General features: G+C 69.3%; 14 protein-coding genes. 9 read left to right on the top strand and 5 right to left on the bottom strand.

The annotated features are described in order from the left end of the window. Positions 1-50: 50 nt before the first annotated feature. Positions 51-1049 carry an LLM class flavin-dependent oxidoreductase gene (locus NLI89_RS13805; protein ID WP_254687539.1) on the top strand — a complete coding sequence of 333 codons (999 nt, stop codon included), beginning with the start codon at positions 51-53 and terminating at the stop codon, positions 1047-1049. Between the two features lie 145 nt (positions 1050-1194). On the opposite strand, the gene nudC is transcribed toward NLI89_RS13805, so the two are convergent. From nudC to mutY, 3 genes are read right to left on the bottom strand one after another with little or no spacing between them, the layout of a single operon-like run. Then, on the bottom strand, positions 1195-2073 hold the full coding sequence (gene nudC / locus NLI89_RS13800) for an NAD(+) diphosphatase (protein WP_254687564.1): 879 nt from the start codon (positions 2071-2073) through the stop codon (positions 1195-1197). 5 nt (positions 2074-2078) lie between these two features. Continuing rightward, complete coding sequence (locus tag NLI89_RS13795) at positions 2079-3440, bottom strand: serine hydrolase domain-containing protein (RefSeq protein ID WP_254687538.1); 1362 nt, start codon at positions 3438-3440, stop codon at positions 2079-2081. Then, positions 3437-4501: an A/G-specific adenine glycosylase gene (gene mutY / locus NLI89_RS13790; RefSeq protein ID WP_254687537.1), complete on the bottom strand. Its 1065-nt coding sequence runs from the start codon at positions 4499-4501 to the stop codon at positions 3437-3439. Before mutY ends, NLI89_RS13795 begins: the two co-directional genes overlap by 4 nt. Positions 4502-4527: 26 nt before the next feature. On the opposite strand from mutY, the gene NLI89_RS13785 reads away from it, so the two are divergent. From NLI89_RS13785 to NLI89_RS13765, 5 genes are all read left to right on the top strand, one after another. Further along, positions 4528-5079 carry a DUF721 domain-containing protein gene (locus tag NLI89_RS13785; RefSeq protein ID WP_254687536.1) on the top strand — a complete coding sequence of 184 codons (552 nt, stop codon included), beginning with the start codon at positions 4528-4530 and terminating at the stop codon, positions 5077-5079. Further along, complete coding sequence (locus NLI89_RS13780; protein WP_254687535.1) at positions 5079-5744, top strand: thioredoxin domain-containing protein; 666 nt, start codon at positions 5079-5081, stop codon at positions 5742-5744. Before NLI89_RS13785 ends, NLI89_RS13780 begins: the two co-directional genes overlap by 1 nt. A 17-nt stretch (positions 5745-5761) precedes the next feature. Beyond that, positions 5762-6502 (top strand): thioredoxin domain-containing protein, encoded by a 741-nt coding sequence (locus tag NLI89_RS13775; protein ID WP_254687534.1) that lies wholly within the window; start codon positions 5762-5764, stop codon positions 6500-6502. Between the two features lie 282 nt (positions 6503-6784). Then, a complete protein-coding gene (gene smc / locus NLI89_RS13770; protein ID WP_254687533.1) occupies positions 6785-10171 on the top strand; it encodes a chromosome segregation protein SMC in 3387 nt (1128 codons plus the stop codon). Between the two features lie 49 nt (positions 10172-10220). Continuing rightward, complete coding sequence (locus tag NLI89_RS13765) at positions 10221-10517, top strand: putative quinol monooxygenase (RefSeq protein WP_254687532.1); 297 nt, start codon at positions 10221-10223, stop codon at positions 10515-10517. 17 nt (positions 10518-10534) lie between these two features. Here the strand turns inward: NLI89_RS13765 and NLI89_RS13760 are convergent, their stop codons facing one another. Next, the gene (locus tag NLI89_RS13760; RefSeq protein ID WP_254687531.1) at positions 10535-12961 is read right to left on the bottom strand and encodes a bifunctional diguanylate cyclase/phosphodiesterase; all 2427 of its coding nucleotides are present in this window, start codon (positions 12959-12961) and stop codon (positions 10535-10537) included. 211 nt (positions 12962-13172) lie between these two features. Between NLI89_RS13760 and NLI89_RS13755 the strand changes: the two genes are divergently transcribed. The 3 genes from NLI89_RS13755 to NLI89_RS13745 are packed head-to-tail and all read left to right on the top strand — an operon-like array spanning position 13173 to position 17483. Next, a complete protein-coding gene (locus NLI89_RS13755) occupies positions 13173-13859 on the top strand; it encodes an ABC transporter ATP-binding protein (RefSeq protein ID WP_254687530.1) in 687 nt (228 codons plus the stop codon). Next, on the top strand, positions 13849-16407 hold the full coding sequence (locus NLI89_RS13750) for an FtsX-like permease family protein (protein ID WP_254687529.1): 2559 nt from the start codon (positions 13849-13851) through the stop codon (positions 16405-16407). The genes NLI89_RS13755 and NLI89_RS13750 overlap by 11 nt, the downstream gene beginning before the upstream one ends. Continuing rightward, the gene (locus NLI89_RS13745; protein WP_254687528.1) at positions 16407-17483 is read left to right on the top strand and encodes a lipocalin-like domain-containing protein; all 1077 of its coding nucleotides are present in this window, start codon (positions 16407-16409) and stop codon (positions 17481-17483) included. The genes NLI89_RS13750 and NLI89_RS13745 overlap by 1 nt, the downstream gene beginning before the upstream one ends. Here the strand turns inward: NLI89_RS13745 and NLI89_RS13740 are convergent. Continuing rightward, complete coding sequence (locus NLI89_RS13740; RefSeq protein WP_254687527.1) at positions 17473-18561, bottom strand: GNAT family N-acetyltransferase; 1089 nt, start codon at positions 18559-18561, stop codon at positions 17473-17475. The genes NLI89_RS13745 and NLI89_RS13740 overlap by 11 nt on opposite strands. Positions 18562-18615 lie beyond the last annotated feature (54 nt).

The following is an 18615-nucleotide window of genomic DNA, read 5'->3' as shown; positions in this document are numbered from 1 at the left end:
AATCCACATCAAGGGTGGATAAGCTACCGTTCGGTACCTATCTCTGGTGCATGACACGTTACTCCCTGCTCGATCTGGTTCCCGTCCTCGAAGGCGGCACCGTCTCCCAATCGCTCGCCAACGCGGCCGATCTCGCGCGTCACGCCGAGAACGTCGGGTTCCAGCGCTATTGGGTCGCCGAACATCACGGCATGACCGGGATCGCCTCGGCCGCGACCGCGGTGGTGATCGCGCACATCGCCGCAGCCACGAGCACCATCCGCGTCGGCGCGGGCGGCATCATGCTGCCCAACCACGCGCCGCTGACGATCGCCGAGCAGTTCGGCACGCTCGACGCGCTGTTTCCAGGCCGCATCGACCTGGGCCTCGGCCGCGCACCCGGTTCCGACCAGCGGGTCGCGCGTGCGATGCGTCGCACGCTGGAGACCGACGCCAACGCCTTCCCGCAGGATGTGATGGAGTTGCAGAGCTATTTCGCGAACGACGGCCAGACCGGGATCGTCGCCACGCCGGGTGCAGGCGCCGACGTCGACATGTGGATTCTCGGCTCCAGCACGTTCGGCGCGCAGCTCGCCGCCGCGCTGGGCCTGCCCTACGCCTTCGCCTCGCATTTCGCGCCCGACGCGCTCGATGCCGCGCTGGCGATCTACCGCCGCGATTTCCGCCCGTCGGCGCGGCTTGCCAAGCCGCACGCGATGGCCGGCTTCAACGTATTCGCCGCGGACACCGATGCCGAGGCCGAGCTGCTCGCCAGTTCGCAGCAACAGTCGTTCGTCGCGCTCCGTACCGGCAACCCCGGCAAGATGAAGCCGCCCCTCGCCGGCTACCGCGAATCGCTCGGCGCGCAGGGCAACCAGATCCTCGACCGTGTGCTGCAATGCTCGGCGGTCGGCAGCCCGGCCAAGGTCGCCCGCGGGATCGCGGCGTTCATCGAGCGGACCGGGGTGGACGAGGTCATGGTGACCAGCGCGATCTACGATCATGACGCGCGCAAGCGGAGCTTGTCGATCACCGCCGACGTGATGCAGGATCTGAAGATCGCGGCGTAAGCCGGGCTACTTCCCCCCCTCCCTGGAAGGGAGGGGACGGGGGTGGGTCGGCTTCCGCAAGCTCGAACCGTGGCGGCTAAAGCTGACCTACCCACCCCCAACCCCTCCCTTTCAGGGAGGGGAGTGCGTTATTCTTTGGGCAGACCTATTCCCCCGCCCATTCCTTCAACAACGTATACGCGATCGCATAGGGGGGCGGCGGCAGGAACGGCCCCTCTTCCCCCCGCAACACCGCGCGCACCATTTCCCGCGGCACCCACATCGCGTCCTCAAGCTCGTTCACGTCGAGCGTGATCGCGTCGTCCTCCGCCTCCGCCACGCACGCGACCATCAGCGACGACGGGAACGGCCAGGGCTGGCTCGCGACATAGCGCACCTTGCCGACGCGAACCCCAGACTCCTCGACGATCTCGCGCGCGACCGCCTCCTCGATCGACTCGCCCGGCTCCAGGAACCCCGCCAGCGCCGAATACCGTCCCGGCGGCCACCCCTTGCCGCGCCCTAGCAGCGCGCGCCCGTCATGCTCGGCGATCATGATCACCACCGGATCGACCCGCGGGAAATGCTCGGCCGCGCAGTTCGGACACTTCCGCGCCCACCCGGCCCGGAACACCTCGGTCGGCGATCCGCACTTCGCGCAGAAGCCATGCCGCACATGCCAGTCGATGACACTGCGCGCGCCAGCATAGGTCGCAGCCTCACCCGGCGCGAGGGCGGCGAGCACTGCCATCAGCGCAGGCGACCGCATCGCCGGCGCATTGTCGACGCGCATCCCATTCAGCAACGCCGCGAAATGCGGCCGCCCGCTCTCGTCGAGCCCGAGCAGGATCGGATCGGCATCGTCGGGCATGTCCGCCATCGACGTCCAGGCGAGCCGCCCGTCGTCGGTCGTGCCCGGCAGCAACCCGTCGAGCACCAGCAACCGCGCCCGCAAATCCCGCTGCGCCGCTGCCAGCCCCTCCGGATCGTGGCGCAGCGCATCGGACCGGTCGAGCGTCCCACCCGTGAAGCCCGGTGCCTCCATCACGCTCATCGGCGCAACCTCGCTGCGTCCTGCATCAGCGCCGCGACCACTTGCTCGCGGAGCGGAATGCGGTCCGCGGGGAAGTAATTGACCATCACGTTGCCGCGCGAATGCTTCAGCGGATCGACCCACGCGATCGTCCCCGCCGCGCCGCCCCAGGCATAGGTACCCTTGCCCGGCCCGTTTGGCGTCGTCGCGAGTACCACCGATCCGCCCGCGCCGAAGCCCATGTTGCTGCCCTTCGTGCCGCCGGTACCGCCACTCACGCCGCCATAGGCCACGCCCGGCGGCAACAGGTTCGACGTCGCGAGCGCGATCGTCTCGGGCTTCATCACGCGCACGCCGTCGAGCGTCCCGCCGTCCTGGATCATGTGCAGGAACCGGTCGTAATCGCGCGCCGACATCACGAGCCCGGCGCCACCGTACGGAAAGCTCGGCTTCTGCAGGAACACCGAGTTCGCCGCCGGATCGAGCGGCGTCCGCGTGTCGCCGACGAACGCGTAGTTGGTCGCGAGCCGCCCGACCTCGCTCTGCGGCACCTGCCAGAAGCTCGACTTCATCTTGAGCGGATCGAACAGCCGCGTCTGCACGAACCGTTCGAAGCTCATGCCGCTCGCGACCTCGATCACCCGCCCCATCACGTCGAGCCCGATCGAATAGCTCCACTTGGTGCCGGGGTCCGCGATCAGCGGCAGCGTCGCGACGCGGTTGGCGAACTCCTCGAGCGACTTCGGCCGGACGGGCCGCATCTTTTCTTCCATCGCCGCGCTGACCGACAGCGGCAGGATGCCGAGCCGCTCATACTCCTTGAGCAGCGGCCCCTTGGTGACGATCGTGTAGCCGAGCCCGGCGGTATGCGTCAGCAGGTTGCGGATCGTGATCGGCCGCGTCGCCGGCCGCGTGGCGAGCGAGGTGTCGGGGCTGGTCGCGACCTTCATGTCCTTGAACGCCGGGATGTATTTGCTGACCGGATCGTCGAGGTTGAGCTTGCCGTCCTCGACCAGCATCATCGCGGCCATGCCGGTGATCGGCTTGGACATGGAGTAGACGCGCCACAGCGAGTCGGGGCCCGCCGCCGGAGCATTCGGGTCGTCGCTGATCCTGCCCGCGGAGGGGAACATCGTCGGACCGTCGCCGACGCCGAACGCCCCGACGATCCCCGGCATCTTGTCCTGCGCGACGTAGCCATCGAACAGCGCCGTCGTCGCGGGCAAAAGCGCGCGCACCGGAATCGTCATCCGAGGCGTCGAGCGAACCTGAGGCGAAGGCTGCGGGCCAACTTGCGGGCGCGGCTGAGCCTGCTGGGCATAGGCCGTAGCGGCGGCCAATGCGGCGAGGCCGCCCGTAATCCAGTGCACCAGTTTCATGCAGATCTCCGTATGGCCCGGTTGCGTATGGTCTTTCCGGCCTTGGCGAAAACGGTCGGCAGCCCGGCGGTATCCAGGTCGTCGATCGGCCACCATTCGCTTGCCGTTGGAACGCGCGGTTGATGCGCCTCGACCGTCGCCACCGCAAGCGTCAGTTGCAGATCGAAATGCGTAAATCCGTGCGCGACGGTCTCATCCAGCATCCGCCAATCCGCCTGCGCCGGCGCATCCTCGAAACCGGGCGCTGCCTCGCCCCAGGCTCCGGTCGGAAACGCCCGCATCCCGCCCAGCAACCCCGTATCCGGTCGCCGCACCAGCAACACCTGACCGTCGCGTTCCAGCCAGAAGATCGTCCCGTAGCGCTGAGGCTTGGCCGCCTTCTTCGCCTTCACCGGCAATCGCTCCGGTGCCCGCTGCTTGAACCCTTCGCAAAACGCGCGGATCGGACACAGCAGACACTTCGGCGCGCGCGTTGTGCAGATCCCCGAGCCGAGATCCATCATCGCCTGCGCGAAATCCCCCGCGCGAGCATCCGGCGTGATCGAATCCGCCGCCACCCGAATCGCAGGCCGCGCCGCCGGCAAGGGCGTCTGAATCGCGAACAGCCGCGCGACCACCCGCTCGACATTCGCATCGACCACCACCGCCCGCTCGCCGAACGCGATCGCCGCCACCGCCGCCGCGGTATATGCGCCCAACCCCGGCAGCGCGCGCAACTCCGCCTCGGTCCGAGGAAACATCCCGCCATGCTCCGCCACCACGGCCTTCGCAGCCTTCACGAGGTTGCGGGCCCGCGCGTAATAGCCAAGCCCCGCCCACGCCGCCATCACATCGGCATCGTCCGCCGCCGCCAGACTCGCGAAGTCCGGCCACCGCGCGGTCCATGCGAGGAAGCGCGGCGTCACCGCGGCCACCGTCGTCTGCTGCAACATCACCTCGGACAGCCACACCCGGTACGGATCGACCGCCTCGCCCGGCTTCGCCCGCCACGGCAGCTCGCGGCGATGCGCGTCATACCAGTCGAGCAGGGCCGCGGAGACCGAAGAGCGCTTGGCGTTCACGCGTCGCCTATGGCATGGGATTGCAGATGAGCAAGCCGCCTGGCCCTTCCCCGAAACCGCCCGCGACACGCCGGACGAAAGGCAAGACCGATCCCGACGCGCCGCGCGAGAATCGCTCGCGCGCGGTCGCCGAGCTGTTGCCCGCGATCGGCGGCGCGGCGTTCCGGCGATTCGGCTTCGTCCAGTCGTCGATCGTGAGCCGCTGGCCCGAGATCGTCGGCGCGAAGCTCGCCGGCGCGAGCATCCCCGAATCGATCCGCTTCCCGGTCGGCAAGAAACAGGACGGCGTCCTGACCCTCACAGTCCGCGGCGCGCATGCCCCGATGATGCAGCACATCGCCCCCGAGATCATCGAGCGCGTCAATCGCTTCTTCGGCTATGCCGCGATCGTGAAGGTCGCGATCCGCCAAGGCGAGGTCGCTGCCCCCGTGCCGCGGAAAGCCCCGCCGTCGATCCGCCCGGTCCCCGTCGATCTCGGTGCGAGCCTGAAGGGCATCGCCGATCCGGAACTGCGCGCCGTCCTCGAATCCCTCGCCGCCGGCGTCGCCTCGACGCACGGCCTTCCCAGGATCACCTGATGCGCGTCCTCCTTGCCGTCTTCGCCCTCTTCCTGCTGACCGGCGCCGCGCCCAAGCGCGACTGGTCGCAGACCGCGCGCATCCTCCCCTCGGGCGCCTACCTGATCGGCAACCCCGCCGCGCGCGTGAAGCTCGTCGAATATGCCAGCTACACGTGTTCGCACTGCGCCGACTTCTCGGTGAAGTCCGAACCCCTGCTCAAGCGCCAGATGATCGCATCGGGCTCGACCAGCCTCGAATTCCGCCACTTCATCCGCGACCGGCTCGACCTGTCGGCGGCGATCCTCGCGCGCTGCACCGGCCCGAAAGGTTTTTCCGCCACCTCGTCCGCGATCTTCGCCGCACAGCCGCAATGGCTGCAACGTGGCATCGAGTATCAGCAGGGCAACGCCGCGCGCCTCGCCATGTACCCGGCCGCCGCGCAGATCCGCGCGAACGCCGATGGCTCCGGCCTGACCGCGATGGTCAAGGCACGCGGGCTGTCCGACGCGGCGATCGACGCCTGCTTCGCCAACCAGCCCGAGATCGACCGCATCGTCAAACTGACCGCCGACGCGCCGAAGGAAATCGACTCGACGCCGACCTTCTACCTCAACGGCAAGATCGTGCCCCATGTCGGCTGGGACCAGCTCGAACCCGCGCTTCGCAAGGCCGGCGCCCAATGATCCACTGGAGTAACAGCATGAAGTTCGTAATCGCCCTCGCCGCCCTGCCGCTGGCGCTCGCCGCCTGCTCGAAGAACGATTCGACCGGCAACGTCGACGCGCCCGCCGCGGCACCCGTCGCCGCTGCCGCCGCGCCTGCCGGCCAGAGCTGGACCGAGACGGTCGTGAAGACCCCCGAGGGGTATCTGATGGGCAACCCCAATGCCGCCATCAAGCTCGTCGAATATGGCGCACGCTCGTGCCCGACCTGCGGCGCGTTCGCCCGCGAGGCGTACAAGCCGCTGACGGAAAAATACGTCTCGACCGGCAAGGTGAGCTTCGAATTCCGCGACTTCCTCGTCCACGGCGCGCCCGATGTGGCGCTGACGCTGCTCGGCCAGTGCGGCGGGGTCGCGCCGTTCTTCCCGCTGCTCGAACAGATGTACGGCAACCAGATCGCGTTTCTCGACAAGCTCCAGGCGATGACGCCCGCGCAGCAGCAGGGGCTCGCCAACCAGCCGCCGACGGTCGTCGCGACCAAGCTCGCCGAACAGATGGGCGCGATCGATTTCGTCAAGCAGCGCGGGATCCCGGAAGCGAAGGCGCGCGCGTGCCTCGCCGACCAGAAGCAGCTCGAGGTTATGGCCAAGCCCACCGAAAACGCGATGCAGGCGGGGACGGTGACGGGCACGCCGACGTTCCTGATCAACGACAAGAAGCTCGACCAGGTCGTGAGCTGGGACCAGATGGAGAAGGCGCTGAAGGCGGCTGGGGCGTAAGGCTCCGGCTTAGGAAATAGTAGGCAGCCTACCCGCCGCACCACCCCGGCGAAGGCCGGGGCCCAGTTGGGGGACATCGCTGATCAGCGTTGCGCTCCGTTACTGCCACCTTTCCAACTGGGCCCCGGCCTCCGCCGGGGTGGCGTAAATTTGGTCTGATGCGGGCTATTGCTTGTTCTCCCGCGAAGGCGGGAGCCCAGTCTGGGTCCCCGCCTTCGCGGGGAAACAGCAGCGCAACGGTCCGGGGTAAGATCAAGCACCAGTCGTCGGGGGGCGCAAGAAATGCAGATCAAGCGCCTCCGCATCGCCGGCTTCAAGAGCTTCGTCGACCCCGCCGACCTCCGCATCGAACCCGGCCTGACCGGCGTCGTCGGCCCCAATGGCTGCGGCAAGTCGAACCTCCTCGAAGCGCTCCGCTGGACGATGGGCGAGGCCAGCGCGAAATCCCTGCGCGGCGCCGGCATGGACGACGTCATCTTCGCCGGCACCGCGACCCGCCCGCCGCGCGACTTCGCCGAAGTCTCGATCCTTGCCGAAATAGCCGGTGACGAACGCGAGATCGTCCGCCGGATCGAACGCGGCGCCGGGTCCGCCTACCGGATCGACGGCCGCGACGTCCGCGCGAAGGACGTCGGCCTGCTGTTCGCCGACGCCGCCACCGGTGCGCACAGCCCCGCGCTCGTCAGCCAGGGCCGGATCGGCGCGGTCATCGCCGCCAAGCCTGCCGATCGCCGCGCGATGCTGGAGGAAGCCGCCGGGATCGCCGGGCTCCACGTCCGCCGCAAGGACGCCGAGGGCAAGCTCCGCGCCACCGAAGCCAACCTCGCCAAGCTCGACGAGATCATCTCCGACCAGGACGCCCGCGCCGCCTCGCTGAAACGCCAGGCCCGCGCCGCCGAACGCTACCGCCTGATCTCCGCACAGATCCGCGTCGCCGAGGCGCGCACGCTCTTCGCCCGATGGCGCGAAGCCGCCGCCGCATCCGACGCCGCCAAAGCCGAGGCCACCGCCGCCGAAACCCGCGTCCGCGCGACCACCGACGCCGAACGCGCAGCCGCCGCAGACCAGCACCGCGCCGTCGAAACCGTCTCGACCGCCCGCACCGCCGCCCTCGCCGCCCGCGACCACATCGGCGACCTCGCCCACCGCCTCGCCGCGCTCAAGACCGAGAAAGCCGGCGTCGAGCGCAGGATCGCCGACCTCGCCGACGCCCGCACCCGCATCGCCGACGACCGCGCCCGCGAAGGATCGCTCGCCAGCGACGCCGCCGCCGCGCTCGCCCGCCTCGCCGACGAGGCCAGGGCCCTCGACACCGCGATCGCCGACGCCACCGCCGCGATCCCCGATCTCGACGCCGCGCTCGCCGACACCGAACGCAAAGCCCGAGACGCCGAAGTCTCCCTCGCCCAGGCGCTCGCCACCCAGGCCCGCGACGCCGCCGAAGTGCGTGTCGCCAGCGCGGCGCTCGCCGCCGCCCGCACCCGCGCCGATCGCGCGGACCGCGATGCCGCGCAGATCGCCGCCGCCCTCCGCGCCCTTAGCGACCCCGCTCCGCTAGCCGCAGAGCGCGAAACCGCCGCCGAAGCCCGACGCACCGCGACCGCCGCAGCCGAGACCGCTCGCCAAGCCATCGCCCGCGCAGACACCGACGAAGCCGCCGCGACCAGCGCGCGAGACGCCGCAGAAACCGCCCGCGCCACCGCCCGCGCAGACCTCGCCGCGATCGACAGCGAAATAGCGGCTCTCACCAAGGCGACACAGCGCAGCGGGCGCGACCGGTTGCTCGACCATGTCTCGGCCAGCACCGGCTATGAACGCGCGCTCGCCGCTGCGCTCGGCGACGATCTCGACACCGGCCTTGACGCATGGGCGGGCGCCGAACTCCGCGAAGACGACCCCGCCGCGCCCGCCGACGCCGAACCGCTGGCAAGGCATGTCGACGCGCCCCCCGCCCTCGCCCGCAGGCTCGCGCAGGTCTTTGTCGTCGACACCGATAGAGGCCAACACCTCGCAGTCGGGCAGCGGATCGTCACGCGCGACGGCCAACTCCGCCGCTGGGACGGATTCACCGCGACCGGCACCGGCGCGGCAGCCGCCGAAAGACTCGTCCGCCGCAACCGTCTCGCCGCGCTCCAGGCCGCCCGCCCCGCCGCGGCCACGGCGCTCGAACACGCCGAACAAACCCGTGCCGCGATCGACCACCAGATCGCCGAAGCCCGCCGCGAGTCGCAAACCGCCCGCGCCGCCCTGCAACGCGCCGAAACCACCGCGCGCGACGCCACCCGCAACGAAGACCGCGCCGCATCAGCGCTCGAACGCCTTGCCACCCAGCGCACCGACCTCGATATCCGCGCGCACCGGATCGCCGACGACGTCGCCGAGGCCCACGCCGACCGCACCCGCGCCGAAGCCGCGATGGCCGCCGTCCCGGACGGCACCGCCAACGCCCGCCAGGTCGCCGCGCTGCAATACGACGCCGAGCGTAGCCGCGCCGCGGTCGCGCAGGCCCGCGCCGATCGCACCACGCTAGACCGCAGCATCGCCACCCACCGCGAACGCCTGTCCGCAGCGCAGGCCGACACCCGAAGCTGGCGCGCGCGCGCCGGTGAAGCTGCGAAACGCATCGCTGCGATGGACGCGCGCGAGACGACCCTCGGCGTCGATCTAGCTGCCATCGCCGATCGCCCCGCCGCACTCGACTCGGAAATCGCAACGCTCGACGCCGAACACCACGAAGCCCGCGCCGCCGCCGACGCGCTGCTCGCCACCGAACGCGCCGCTGAAACCGCCGCCCGCACCGCCGACGACGCCCACCGCGCCGCCACCGAAGCCCTGTCGCAAGCCCGCGAAGCCCGCGCCGGCGCGATCGCCCGCGTCGAGAACCACGAAGCGCGCCGCCTCGACCTCGGCAAACTATCCGGCGAACGCTTCCAATGCCCCGCCCCCGTCCTCCCCGAACGCCTCGGCTTCGCAGTCGCCGACGTCCGCGCGCCAGCCGAGGAGTCCGCCACCCACGACCGCCTCACCACCGACCGCGAACGCATCGGCCCGGTCAACCTCGTCGCCGAAACCGAACTCGCCGAACTCGAAGATTCCGCGCGGGGCAACGCCGTCGAACGCGACGAACTAGGCCAGGCGGTCAACCGGCTGCGCGGCTCGATCGGCACGCTCAACCGCGAAGGCCGCCAGCGCCTGCTCGCCGCATTCGAAGCGGTGAACGGTCACTTCCAGCGCCTCTTCACCACGCTGTTCGACGGCGGCGCGGCCCACCTCGAACTGATAGACTCAGACGACCCGCTCGAAGCCGGGCTCGAGATCATGGCACAACCACCCGGCAAGCGCCTCCAGTCGCTGACGCTGCTCTCAGGCGGCGAGCAAGCGTTGACCGCGGTCGCCCTGATCTTCGGCCTGTTCCTAACCAACCCCGCCCCGATCTGCGTCCTCGACGAGGTCGACGCGCCGCTCGACGACGCCAATATCGAGCGCTTCTGCGACCTGCTCGACCGCATGTCGCGCGATACCGACACGCGCTACCTCGTCGTCACGCACAACGCCGTCACGATGAGCCGGATGCACCGCCTGTTCGGCGTGACGATGATCGAACGCGGGGTCAGCCGCCTGGTCTCGGTCGATCTCCAGGCCGCAACCGGATTGATCGCCACGGGCTGATGTTTGGGATAGGTTGGCCGCACCATCTAATTTTCGAGGATTCGAAGCCATGGCCGTCAAGGTAGTTGCGTTGGTTACCGTCAAGCCCGGCCAGGACGAGGCGTTCGTCGCCGCTGCGAAGATCTGCGTCGAGGCATCGCGGGCCGAGCCGGGCGTGCTGCACTACGAGCTATGGCAGGAAGGCGAAGGCGAGCGTCGCTTCGTGTTCAACGAGCTCTATGTCGATGACGCCGCCGTGCAGCAGCACATGGCGTCGGATCACTTCAAGGCGTTCGGCCTCGCCGCGCGCGATCTCGCCGCCGCCCGCCCGACGATCATCGTGACGCATCCCGTCGACATCGGCTGATCGAACGCTGACCCGGGTCAGGCGGCAAACCGCTGGGGCTGCTCCGGTAGTTCGGGCGGCCCCCGACGTTCGCGGTGCGCTGTAGCCTTCTGAAGAACGCGCTCGAACCGCTCGATCTGCTCGTTGCTGGGCGTAACTGGCCGTCCGACGAGATAGCCCTGTACGGCATCGCAACCGATCATCCGCAGCAGATCGAGCTGGTCCCTGGTTTCGACACCCTCGGCGTGCGTGAGGACGCCGAGTTCCTTGCCGACCCCGACGATCCCGCGCAGCACCGCCATCGATCGCGGATCGAAGCCCGCACGAACCACGAAGCTCCGGTCGATCTTGATCCGGTCGAACTTGAAATCGCGCAGATGCGACAGCGACGACTGGCCGGTGCCGAAATCGTCGAGCGCCACCTTCACGCCGATCCTGCGGATCCGGTCGATCGTCGCCGCGGTCCGGTCCGCATCGTCGATCAGCGCGGTCTCGGTGATTTCGATCTCGACTCGCTCGGCGGCGATCCCGTGCACCAGGATCGCCTGGGTCAGGTGATGCACCAGCGCCTCGGACTTGAGCTGCGCGGCGGATACGTTGATCGCGACGTGCAGGTGTGAAGACCAGCCGGATAGCTGGCGACAGGCGTCCATGATCACCCAACGACCGATATCCTCGATCAGGCCGCATTCCTCGGCGATCGGAATGAACAACGCTGGCGGTACCCAGCCGCGCGTCGGGTGGTTCCAGCGGATCAGCGCCTCGTAACCGGTGGTGATCCCGGTCGACAGTTGCACGACGGGCTGGAATGCGAGGGTGAAGCCGGCGGTCTGGAGGGCTTCGTGCAGGTCGTCGACGATGTGCTGGCGTTCGGCGAGGCGTTCGGCGAGGCCCGGGACATAGGCCTGGGCGCGCCGGCGACCGAGCCGCTTGGCCTCGTACAATGCCATGTCCGCGCGCTTCATCAGGTCTTCGGGCGAGAGATCGCCGGCGAAACCCGAGATGCCGATACTGCAGCTCGGCAGCAGCCGGCGTCCCTCGACCACCACCGGGGCGCTCAACCGCACCACGATCGCCTCCGCCAGCGCGGTCGCCGCCTCGCCCATCTCGCGCACGATGATCGCGATCTCGTCGCCGCCCATCCGCGCGATGAAGCTGTCGCGCGGGACCAGCCCGGAGAGCTGCGTCGCGACATGCACCAGCAGCTTGTCGCCGACGCCGTGCCCGAACGCGTCGTTGATCCGCTTGAACTCGTCGAGATCGATCAACAGCAGCGTGAACGGCGCGCCTTGCGCGATCAGCGCCTCCTTCGTCTCGCGCAACGACCGACGATTGCCCAGCCCCGTCAGCGGATCGTGATAGGCGAGATGCTTGAGGTCGCCGAGCGCGGTCCGCTCCGCGCTGACGTCGGTGAAGGTCAGGACGATGCCCTGGCGCGGCACCGGACGACACTGCATCTGATAGGTCCGGCCGTCCTCCATCTCGCATTCGCGGTCGAAGCCGGTATCTGCCTCGACCCATTGCTTCATCGCACCGCCGACCAACGCACGCTTTTCGGCAGGCCAGTCGCGATACCGCGCGATCGCATCGAGAAAAGCGTCGATCGTCAGGCCCGGCGCGATCGCCTCGGCCGGCGTATCGAACAGATCGAGGAAGCGGTGGTTGAAATGACGCAGCCGCCCGTCCCGGTCGATGAACACGAGCCCGTCGGTCATGCTCTCCAGCACCGCCTTGAGCGTCCGCGACTCCTGCTCGCGCGCGGCCTTTATCCGGGTGAACGTCAACAGGCTGCCGAGGCATGTCACCGAAACCGCGAACGCCATGCTGGCAGCGACCAGCCCGGGCGACAACAGGCCACCCTGGCGTTCGTCGATGCTGCCGATGACGACGTCGCCGGACAGCGAGACGAAATGCGTCACGCACACCGCGAGCGCGAACAACAGGCACCCGGTCGGGCGCGAACGCGACCAGCGCGCATCGAACTGCCACGCCGCCATAATTGTCGCCCCGAGCAGCAGGCCGATCACGTTGGTCGGCCAGGAGAAGAAATGCGCGCAGTCCATCATGCCGGTGATGCCGACCGCATGCATGCACCAGATTCCGCCACCGGCGACGACGCCCGCCAGGCTGCGCTGGCCCCGCGTCCGTGCCTGCGTGATCGCCACCATCGGCAGCCCGACCGCGGCGATCCCCACGAACGCCGACAGCACCGTCATCAACGCGTCGTAGCGAAGCAGCAGGTCGGGACGATAGGCGAGGATCGCGATGAAATGCGTGGTCCAGACGCCGAGCCCGGCGGCAAGCGCGAGGGCGACGTGCCGCCAGCCCAGGGCCTCGTGCGCAGTCGGATCGGCGAGATCGGTGGTGAGCAACGCCACCGACCACCCCGCCGTCAGGCAGATGCCGACCGCAACCGCCACCAGGGACCCGGAATGCTGAAAATGCAGATTGAAGAGAATAGGCACGACGTTCGCTTCGACAGTTTTTTGTCTCGTCGCATGAAGGTGTTAAGGAAACTTGTTCCTTACAAAGTTTGCCAGCAATCGTTTGCGAAGCCGACACCTAACTGTTCGCGTACACGCATTGATGTCGAGCCCGTCGCGACACACATGAGGGACGTCGATCGAGCCGGATGCGGACGCGTTCGAACCAGGGATGACCGCGGGGGACTCGAGAATGCAGGACGATCGAACCCTTCTGGCGGTACGCGCGCTGGGCAAGTCGGTGCCGGGGCCCCGGCTGCTGTTCCAACACCTGGAGCTCGACGTCGGCGCGGGCGAACTCGTCGCGATCATCGGCGAATCGGGCGTCGGGAAATCGACGCTGCTCAACATCCTCGCCGGGCTGGACGAGGCGGACGAGGGCAGCGTCGCGATCGACGGGACGGTGCTGGGGACGCTCGACGATACCGCGCGCACGCGGCTGCGGCGCGAGCGGATCGGCTTCGTGTTCCAGGCCTTCCACATCCTGCCCTATCTGACGCTGCAACAGAATGTCGCGCTGCCGTTGACGCTGGTCTCGCCCGACGCCGCCGCGGCCGGCACGCGGGCGGAGGCCATGCTCGAGGCGGTCGGGCTGGGCGAGCGCGGCGACGGCTATGCGCGCGACCTGTCGGGCGGCGAGTTGCAGCGCGTGGCGATCGCCCGTGCGCTGGTCCACCGGCCTGCGCTGATCCTGGCGGATGAGCCGACCGGCAATCTAGATCCCGAAACCGCGGCGCGCGTGCTGTCGCTGTTCGCCGGAGCGGTGCGCGACAACAAGGCGGCCGGCGTGATGGTGACGCATTCGGACGCCAGCGCGGCGATCGCCGATCGCGTACTGACGCTCGGTCGCGACGGACTGGTGGAGCGCCGTGATCGCTGACGTACGCCCCGCTGCTCCTCGCCCTCCGGAGCCCCGGCTCTGGTCGGCGCGGGTCGCGCTGGGCTGGCTGATCGCCGGCGAGTGGCGGTTCCACCCTGCCCGCTTCGTCATGACCGCGGTGGCGATCGCGGTCGGAGTCGCGCTGGGGTTCGCTGTCCATCTCGTCAACGGATCCGCGCTCGCGTCGTTCGATGGCGCGATGCGCGGGGTCAGCGGCGCGGCCGAACTGTCGGTGCGCGCGACCAGTCCCCTGGGCTTCGACGAACGCCTTTATCCCCGCGTCGCACGAACCGACGGCGTCGCCGATACGAGCCCGGTCGTCCGCCTCGACGCGCGGATCGGCACGAAGCGCCTGACGTTGCTTGGCGTCGACGTGGTTCGCGCAGCCGTGGTGACGCCCTCGCTGATCGGTGCGCGACCGCAGGGGGCGGACACCGGCAACGACGCCGTTTTCGACGAAGACACGCTGTTCTTGTCGCGCGCCGCGCTCACGCAGGTCGGCGCGAAGATCGGCAGCCGGGTCACGGTCGTCGCCAATGGGCGGTCGGTGCCGCTTCGCGTTGCAGGCACCCTGCCGGCGACCGATGCCGCAGTAGCGGTCGGCGTCATGGACATCGCCGCCGCGCAGTGGCGCTTCGGTCGGCTTGGCAGGATCGATCGGCTCGACCTGGCACTGTCGGACCGTGGTGCGGCGGAGGCGGCGTTGCGGGCCACGCTGCCGGCCGACGCGATCCTGTCGACCGCCGAGACTCAGAACGCACAGGGCGACTCGCTGTCGCGCGCGTACCGGGTCAATCTCGACATGCTGGCGCTGGTCGCGCTGCTGACCGGCGGGTTCCTCGTCTACTCCGCGCAGTCGCTGTCGGTGGTGCGACGCCAGCGCGCCTTCGCCTTGCTGCGGACGCTCGGCATGCCGCGCGGCGGGATTATCGCGGCGGTGGTCGTCGAGGGGCTCGCGATCGGGCTGGTCGGCGCGTCGGCGGGCTTGGTCATGGGCTATGCTCTGGCATGGGGTGCGCTGCACTGGTTCGGCGGCGATCTCGGCGCGGGATATTTCGGCGGCGCCACCGCGCATGTCGTGATCCAGCCGGTCGCGGCGCTCGGCTTCTTCTCGCTCGGTCTGCTCGCGTCGATATTGGGAAGTGCGCTGCCGGCACGCGTGGCGGCCCGCGCGGCGCCGGCGGCTGCGCTGAAGAATGCCGGCGACGTGCTCGATCCGCGGCGGCGCGTGGCATGGTGGCCTGCGGTCGCTTTGCTCGTCGCGGGCGGAGGGGCGGCGTTGCTGCCTGCGGTCGGTGGCCTGCCGCTGTTCGGCTTTGCGGGCATGGCGCTGATGCTCGCGGGCGGCGTCGCGGGTGTACCGTGGTTCGCGCGCACGCTGCTCACGCCCTTGGCGAAACGGACGCGGGGCAGCGTGCCGGGGCTGCTCGCGATCCGGCATCTGCACGGCGCGCCCGGCGAGGCTGCCACCGCGCTGTGCGGGATCGTTGCCTCGACCGCGCTGATGATCGCGATGGCGACGATGGTGACAAGCTTTCGTGGCGCGGTCGATGAATGGTTGAACCAGGTGCTGGGCGCGGACCTGTATCTGCGCACCACGGCGGGCGCGAGTTTCGATCCTGCCACGCGGACGCGGCTGGCGACGACGCCGGGGATCGAGCGACTTGCCTTCAGTCGCCAGATTCCGCTGACCATCGCCGCCGATCGCCCGCCTGTAAGCCTGATCGCGCGACCCGAACGCGGCGGCCGTGATCCCCTGCTGGTGCTGATCCAGACCGCGCCGCCGCTCCCGAAGACCGCGTTGCCGGTCTGGGTCTCCGAACCCGCGCAACGGCTGTATGGCTGGGATCCGGGCGAGCGCATCACGCTGCCGATCGCCGGACGGACACAGTTCGTGGTCGCCGGAGTGTGGCGCGATTACGGGCGCCAGGCGGGGGCTGTGCTGATCGACGAGGGCGATTACCAGCGACTGACCGGCGACGACGCCCGCGACGAGATTTCCGCGATGATCGCGCCCAGCCGGGATCCGGCTCAGGTTGCGCGGGCGATAACCGCCAAACTGCCCGCCGGGCTGCGCGAACAGGTGGAGGTCAGCCAGCCGGCGACGCTGCGGCGGCTCGCGCTGACGATCTTCGATCGCAGTTTTGCGGTTACCTATCTGCTGGAGGCGGTGGCGATCCTCGTCGGGCTTGCCGGCGTCGCCGCGACGATGTCGGCGCAGACGATAGCGCGAGAACGCGAATTCGGGATGTTGCGCCATCTCGGGCTGACGCGGCGGCAGTTGACGTCGATGCTGGCGACAGAAGGTGCGATCGTCGGACTGACCGGGGCGCTGGCCGGGATCGGGCTCGGGTTGCTGCTGTCGCAGGTGCTGATCCACGTGATCAACCCGCAGTCGTTCAACTGGACGATGACCACGCGGGTGCCGATCGGCACGCTGATCGGCGTAGCGGCCGCGCTGACCGGTGCGGCAGCGGCGACCGCGGTCCTTGCCGGGCGGCGCGCAACCGCCAAGAGCGCGGTGCAAACGGTGCGGGAGGATTGGTGATGGCACGTTCCTGGATCCCGCTTGGCTGGATCGCGGCGGTCGCGGCGATCGCGCCTGCCGCCACCCCGGCCGTTTCCTATCCCGTCGTGGCGCCCGGCATCGCGCTGCGCTTTCCCGCCGATCACGGCGCGCATCCGGCGTTTCGCACCGAATGGTGGTATTTCACCGGGTGGCTGCGCACCGCCGACGGGAAGGATCTGGGCTTCCAGGTGACGTTCTTCCGCACACGTCCACCGATCGATACGCGCAATCCCAGCAGGTTCGCGGCAAGGCAAGTGCTGTTCGCGCATGCGGCGTTGTCCGATCCTAAGACGGGCAAATTGTCGCATAGCGAGCGGGCGGCACGCGTCGGCTTCGGACTGGCCGAGGCGCGGACGGGGGATGCCGATGTGTCGATCCGCGACTGGCGGTTGCGCCGCGCGGGCGACGGGCGCTGGGCGACGCGCGTGACCGCGCAGGATTTCGGGCTCGACCTGTCGTTCCAGCCGACCCAGCCGCCGCCGCCACAGGGCCGCGGCGGCTATAGTCGCAAGGGCGCGCAACCCGACGAGGCGAGTTATTATTACTCGGTGCCGCATCTCCGAGTGCGGGGCCAGGTGACGAGGGCCGGCAAGACCGTTCCGGTGACCGGCGAGGCGTGGCTCGATCGCGAATGGTCGTCGGATTATCTCGCGCCGGCGGCGCAAGGCTGGGACTGGACCGGGCTGAACTTCGACGACGGCTCCGCGCTGATGGCGTTCCGGATCCGGCGTAAGGGCGGCGGGACGGTGTGGGCGGGCGGATCGCTGCGCCGTCCCGACGGCAGGATGACGGTGTTCGCGCCCGGCGACGTCGCGTTCCGCACGCTGGCGACGTGGCGGAGCAAGGCGACCGGCGCGGTGTACCCGGTATCGCAGGAACTGAGCGTCCGCGCCGAGGGTCGCGTCCAGCGCTGGCGACTGGTACCGATGTTCGCCGCGCAGGAACTCGACACGCGGCGCAGCGGGATGCCGGTCTATTGGGAGGGGGCGGTACGAACGCGCGGCGGACGCGGCTATCTGGAGCTTACCGGCTACGACCGCGCGCTCAGGATGTAGCGCTGCGCCGCCAGACCCAGCCGAACAGGCGACCGACGAACGCTGGCAGGCCAGGGCGGAACAACAGCCAGTCGCGGATCGGCGCGTCGATCGTCGCCCCGATGACCTGCTTGTAGCCGCTGTCGCCCGCGCCCCAGTCGACCCGGCGGATACCGCGATCGCGCGCCGCGACCAGGTTGCGCCAGTAGAGCAGTTTGCCCGGCGAATGCTTGGCGAAGCGTGGGTCGTAGCTGTTGGCGACCGCGTACAGCAGTTCGCCAGTGTCGATATCGAACGAGAAGGCGGCGGACCTATCGTCGACCGTCAGCAGCGCGGCACGGAACATCGCGGCAAGCACCGGATCGGCGACCGCAGCCTGCCAGAAGGCGAGATGCCCGTCGGCGGTGAACTTCATTCCGGTGCGATCGGTGTCGTGCGCGATCCAGCTCGTCTGCTCGACCGCGCCGAGATCGGCGAACGCGGCGGGCCAGTCCGTACCTGACAGGAAGCGCCAGTCGGGTGCCCCATGCTCGGCAAGGTGCTTTTCGTGGAAACGGTTCTTGCGCAATGTCGAGGTGCGCGGCCAGGGCTGGCCTTCTCTCGCCAGCGGCAGGTCGAGCGACCAGTTGTCGCCGATGGTGCGGTCGATCGCGGTCCAGCCTTGCGCGCGAGCGGCGGCGATCAGCGCGGTCGCGGCGGGATCGGTATCGTAGACCGGGCCGATCCTGAGACCGTTCACGTGAGCGGCAAGCGTCGACAAGGCGGTCTTCAGCGCTGGCTCGCCGGCTTCGAGCGCGAGGCCGAAGCTGCGGAACGGCCAGTAGCAGCCGGGGATCGCCGCCATCCGCAGCAAGCGTGGTCCCCGCGGGACGAACGGCAGCGTCAGGACCGGCGCGTCGTCCTGCTCGACCACCAGCGTCCGCGCCTGTCCGCCATAGGCGGCGAGTGCGGCGGCGTACCAGCCGAAGCGCAGGAAGCGGTGGCTGAGCGCGCCCCGCTCCGCGACAATGTCGATCGCGGCGGCAAGCCCCTCGACCACGTCGCCGCGGACGTTGGGCGGCAGCCGGACGAAGTCGGCCAGGAGCATCGGCTTGGACATTGCCCGCTAGATACCGCGCAGAAGGTTACGATTGCATGCTGTTTTGCAATCGCC

Origin of the sequence: Sphingomonas faeni (assembly GCF_024273235.1) — a bacterium.
In the GTDB taxonomy this organism is placed as follows: Bacteria; Pseudomonadota; Alphaproteobacteria; order Sphingomonadales; family Sphingomonadaceae; genus Sphingomonas; species Sphingomonas faeni_A.
This window is presented reverse-complemented; position numbering and strand designations above follow the sequence as displayed.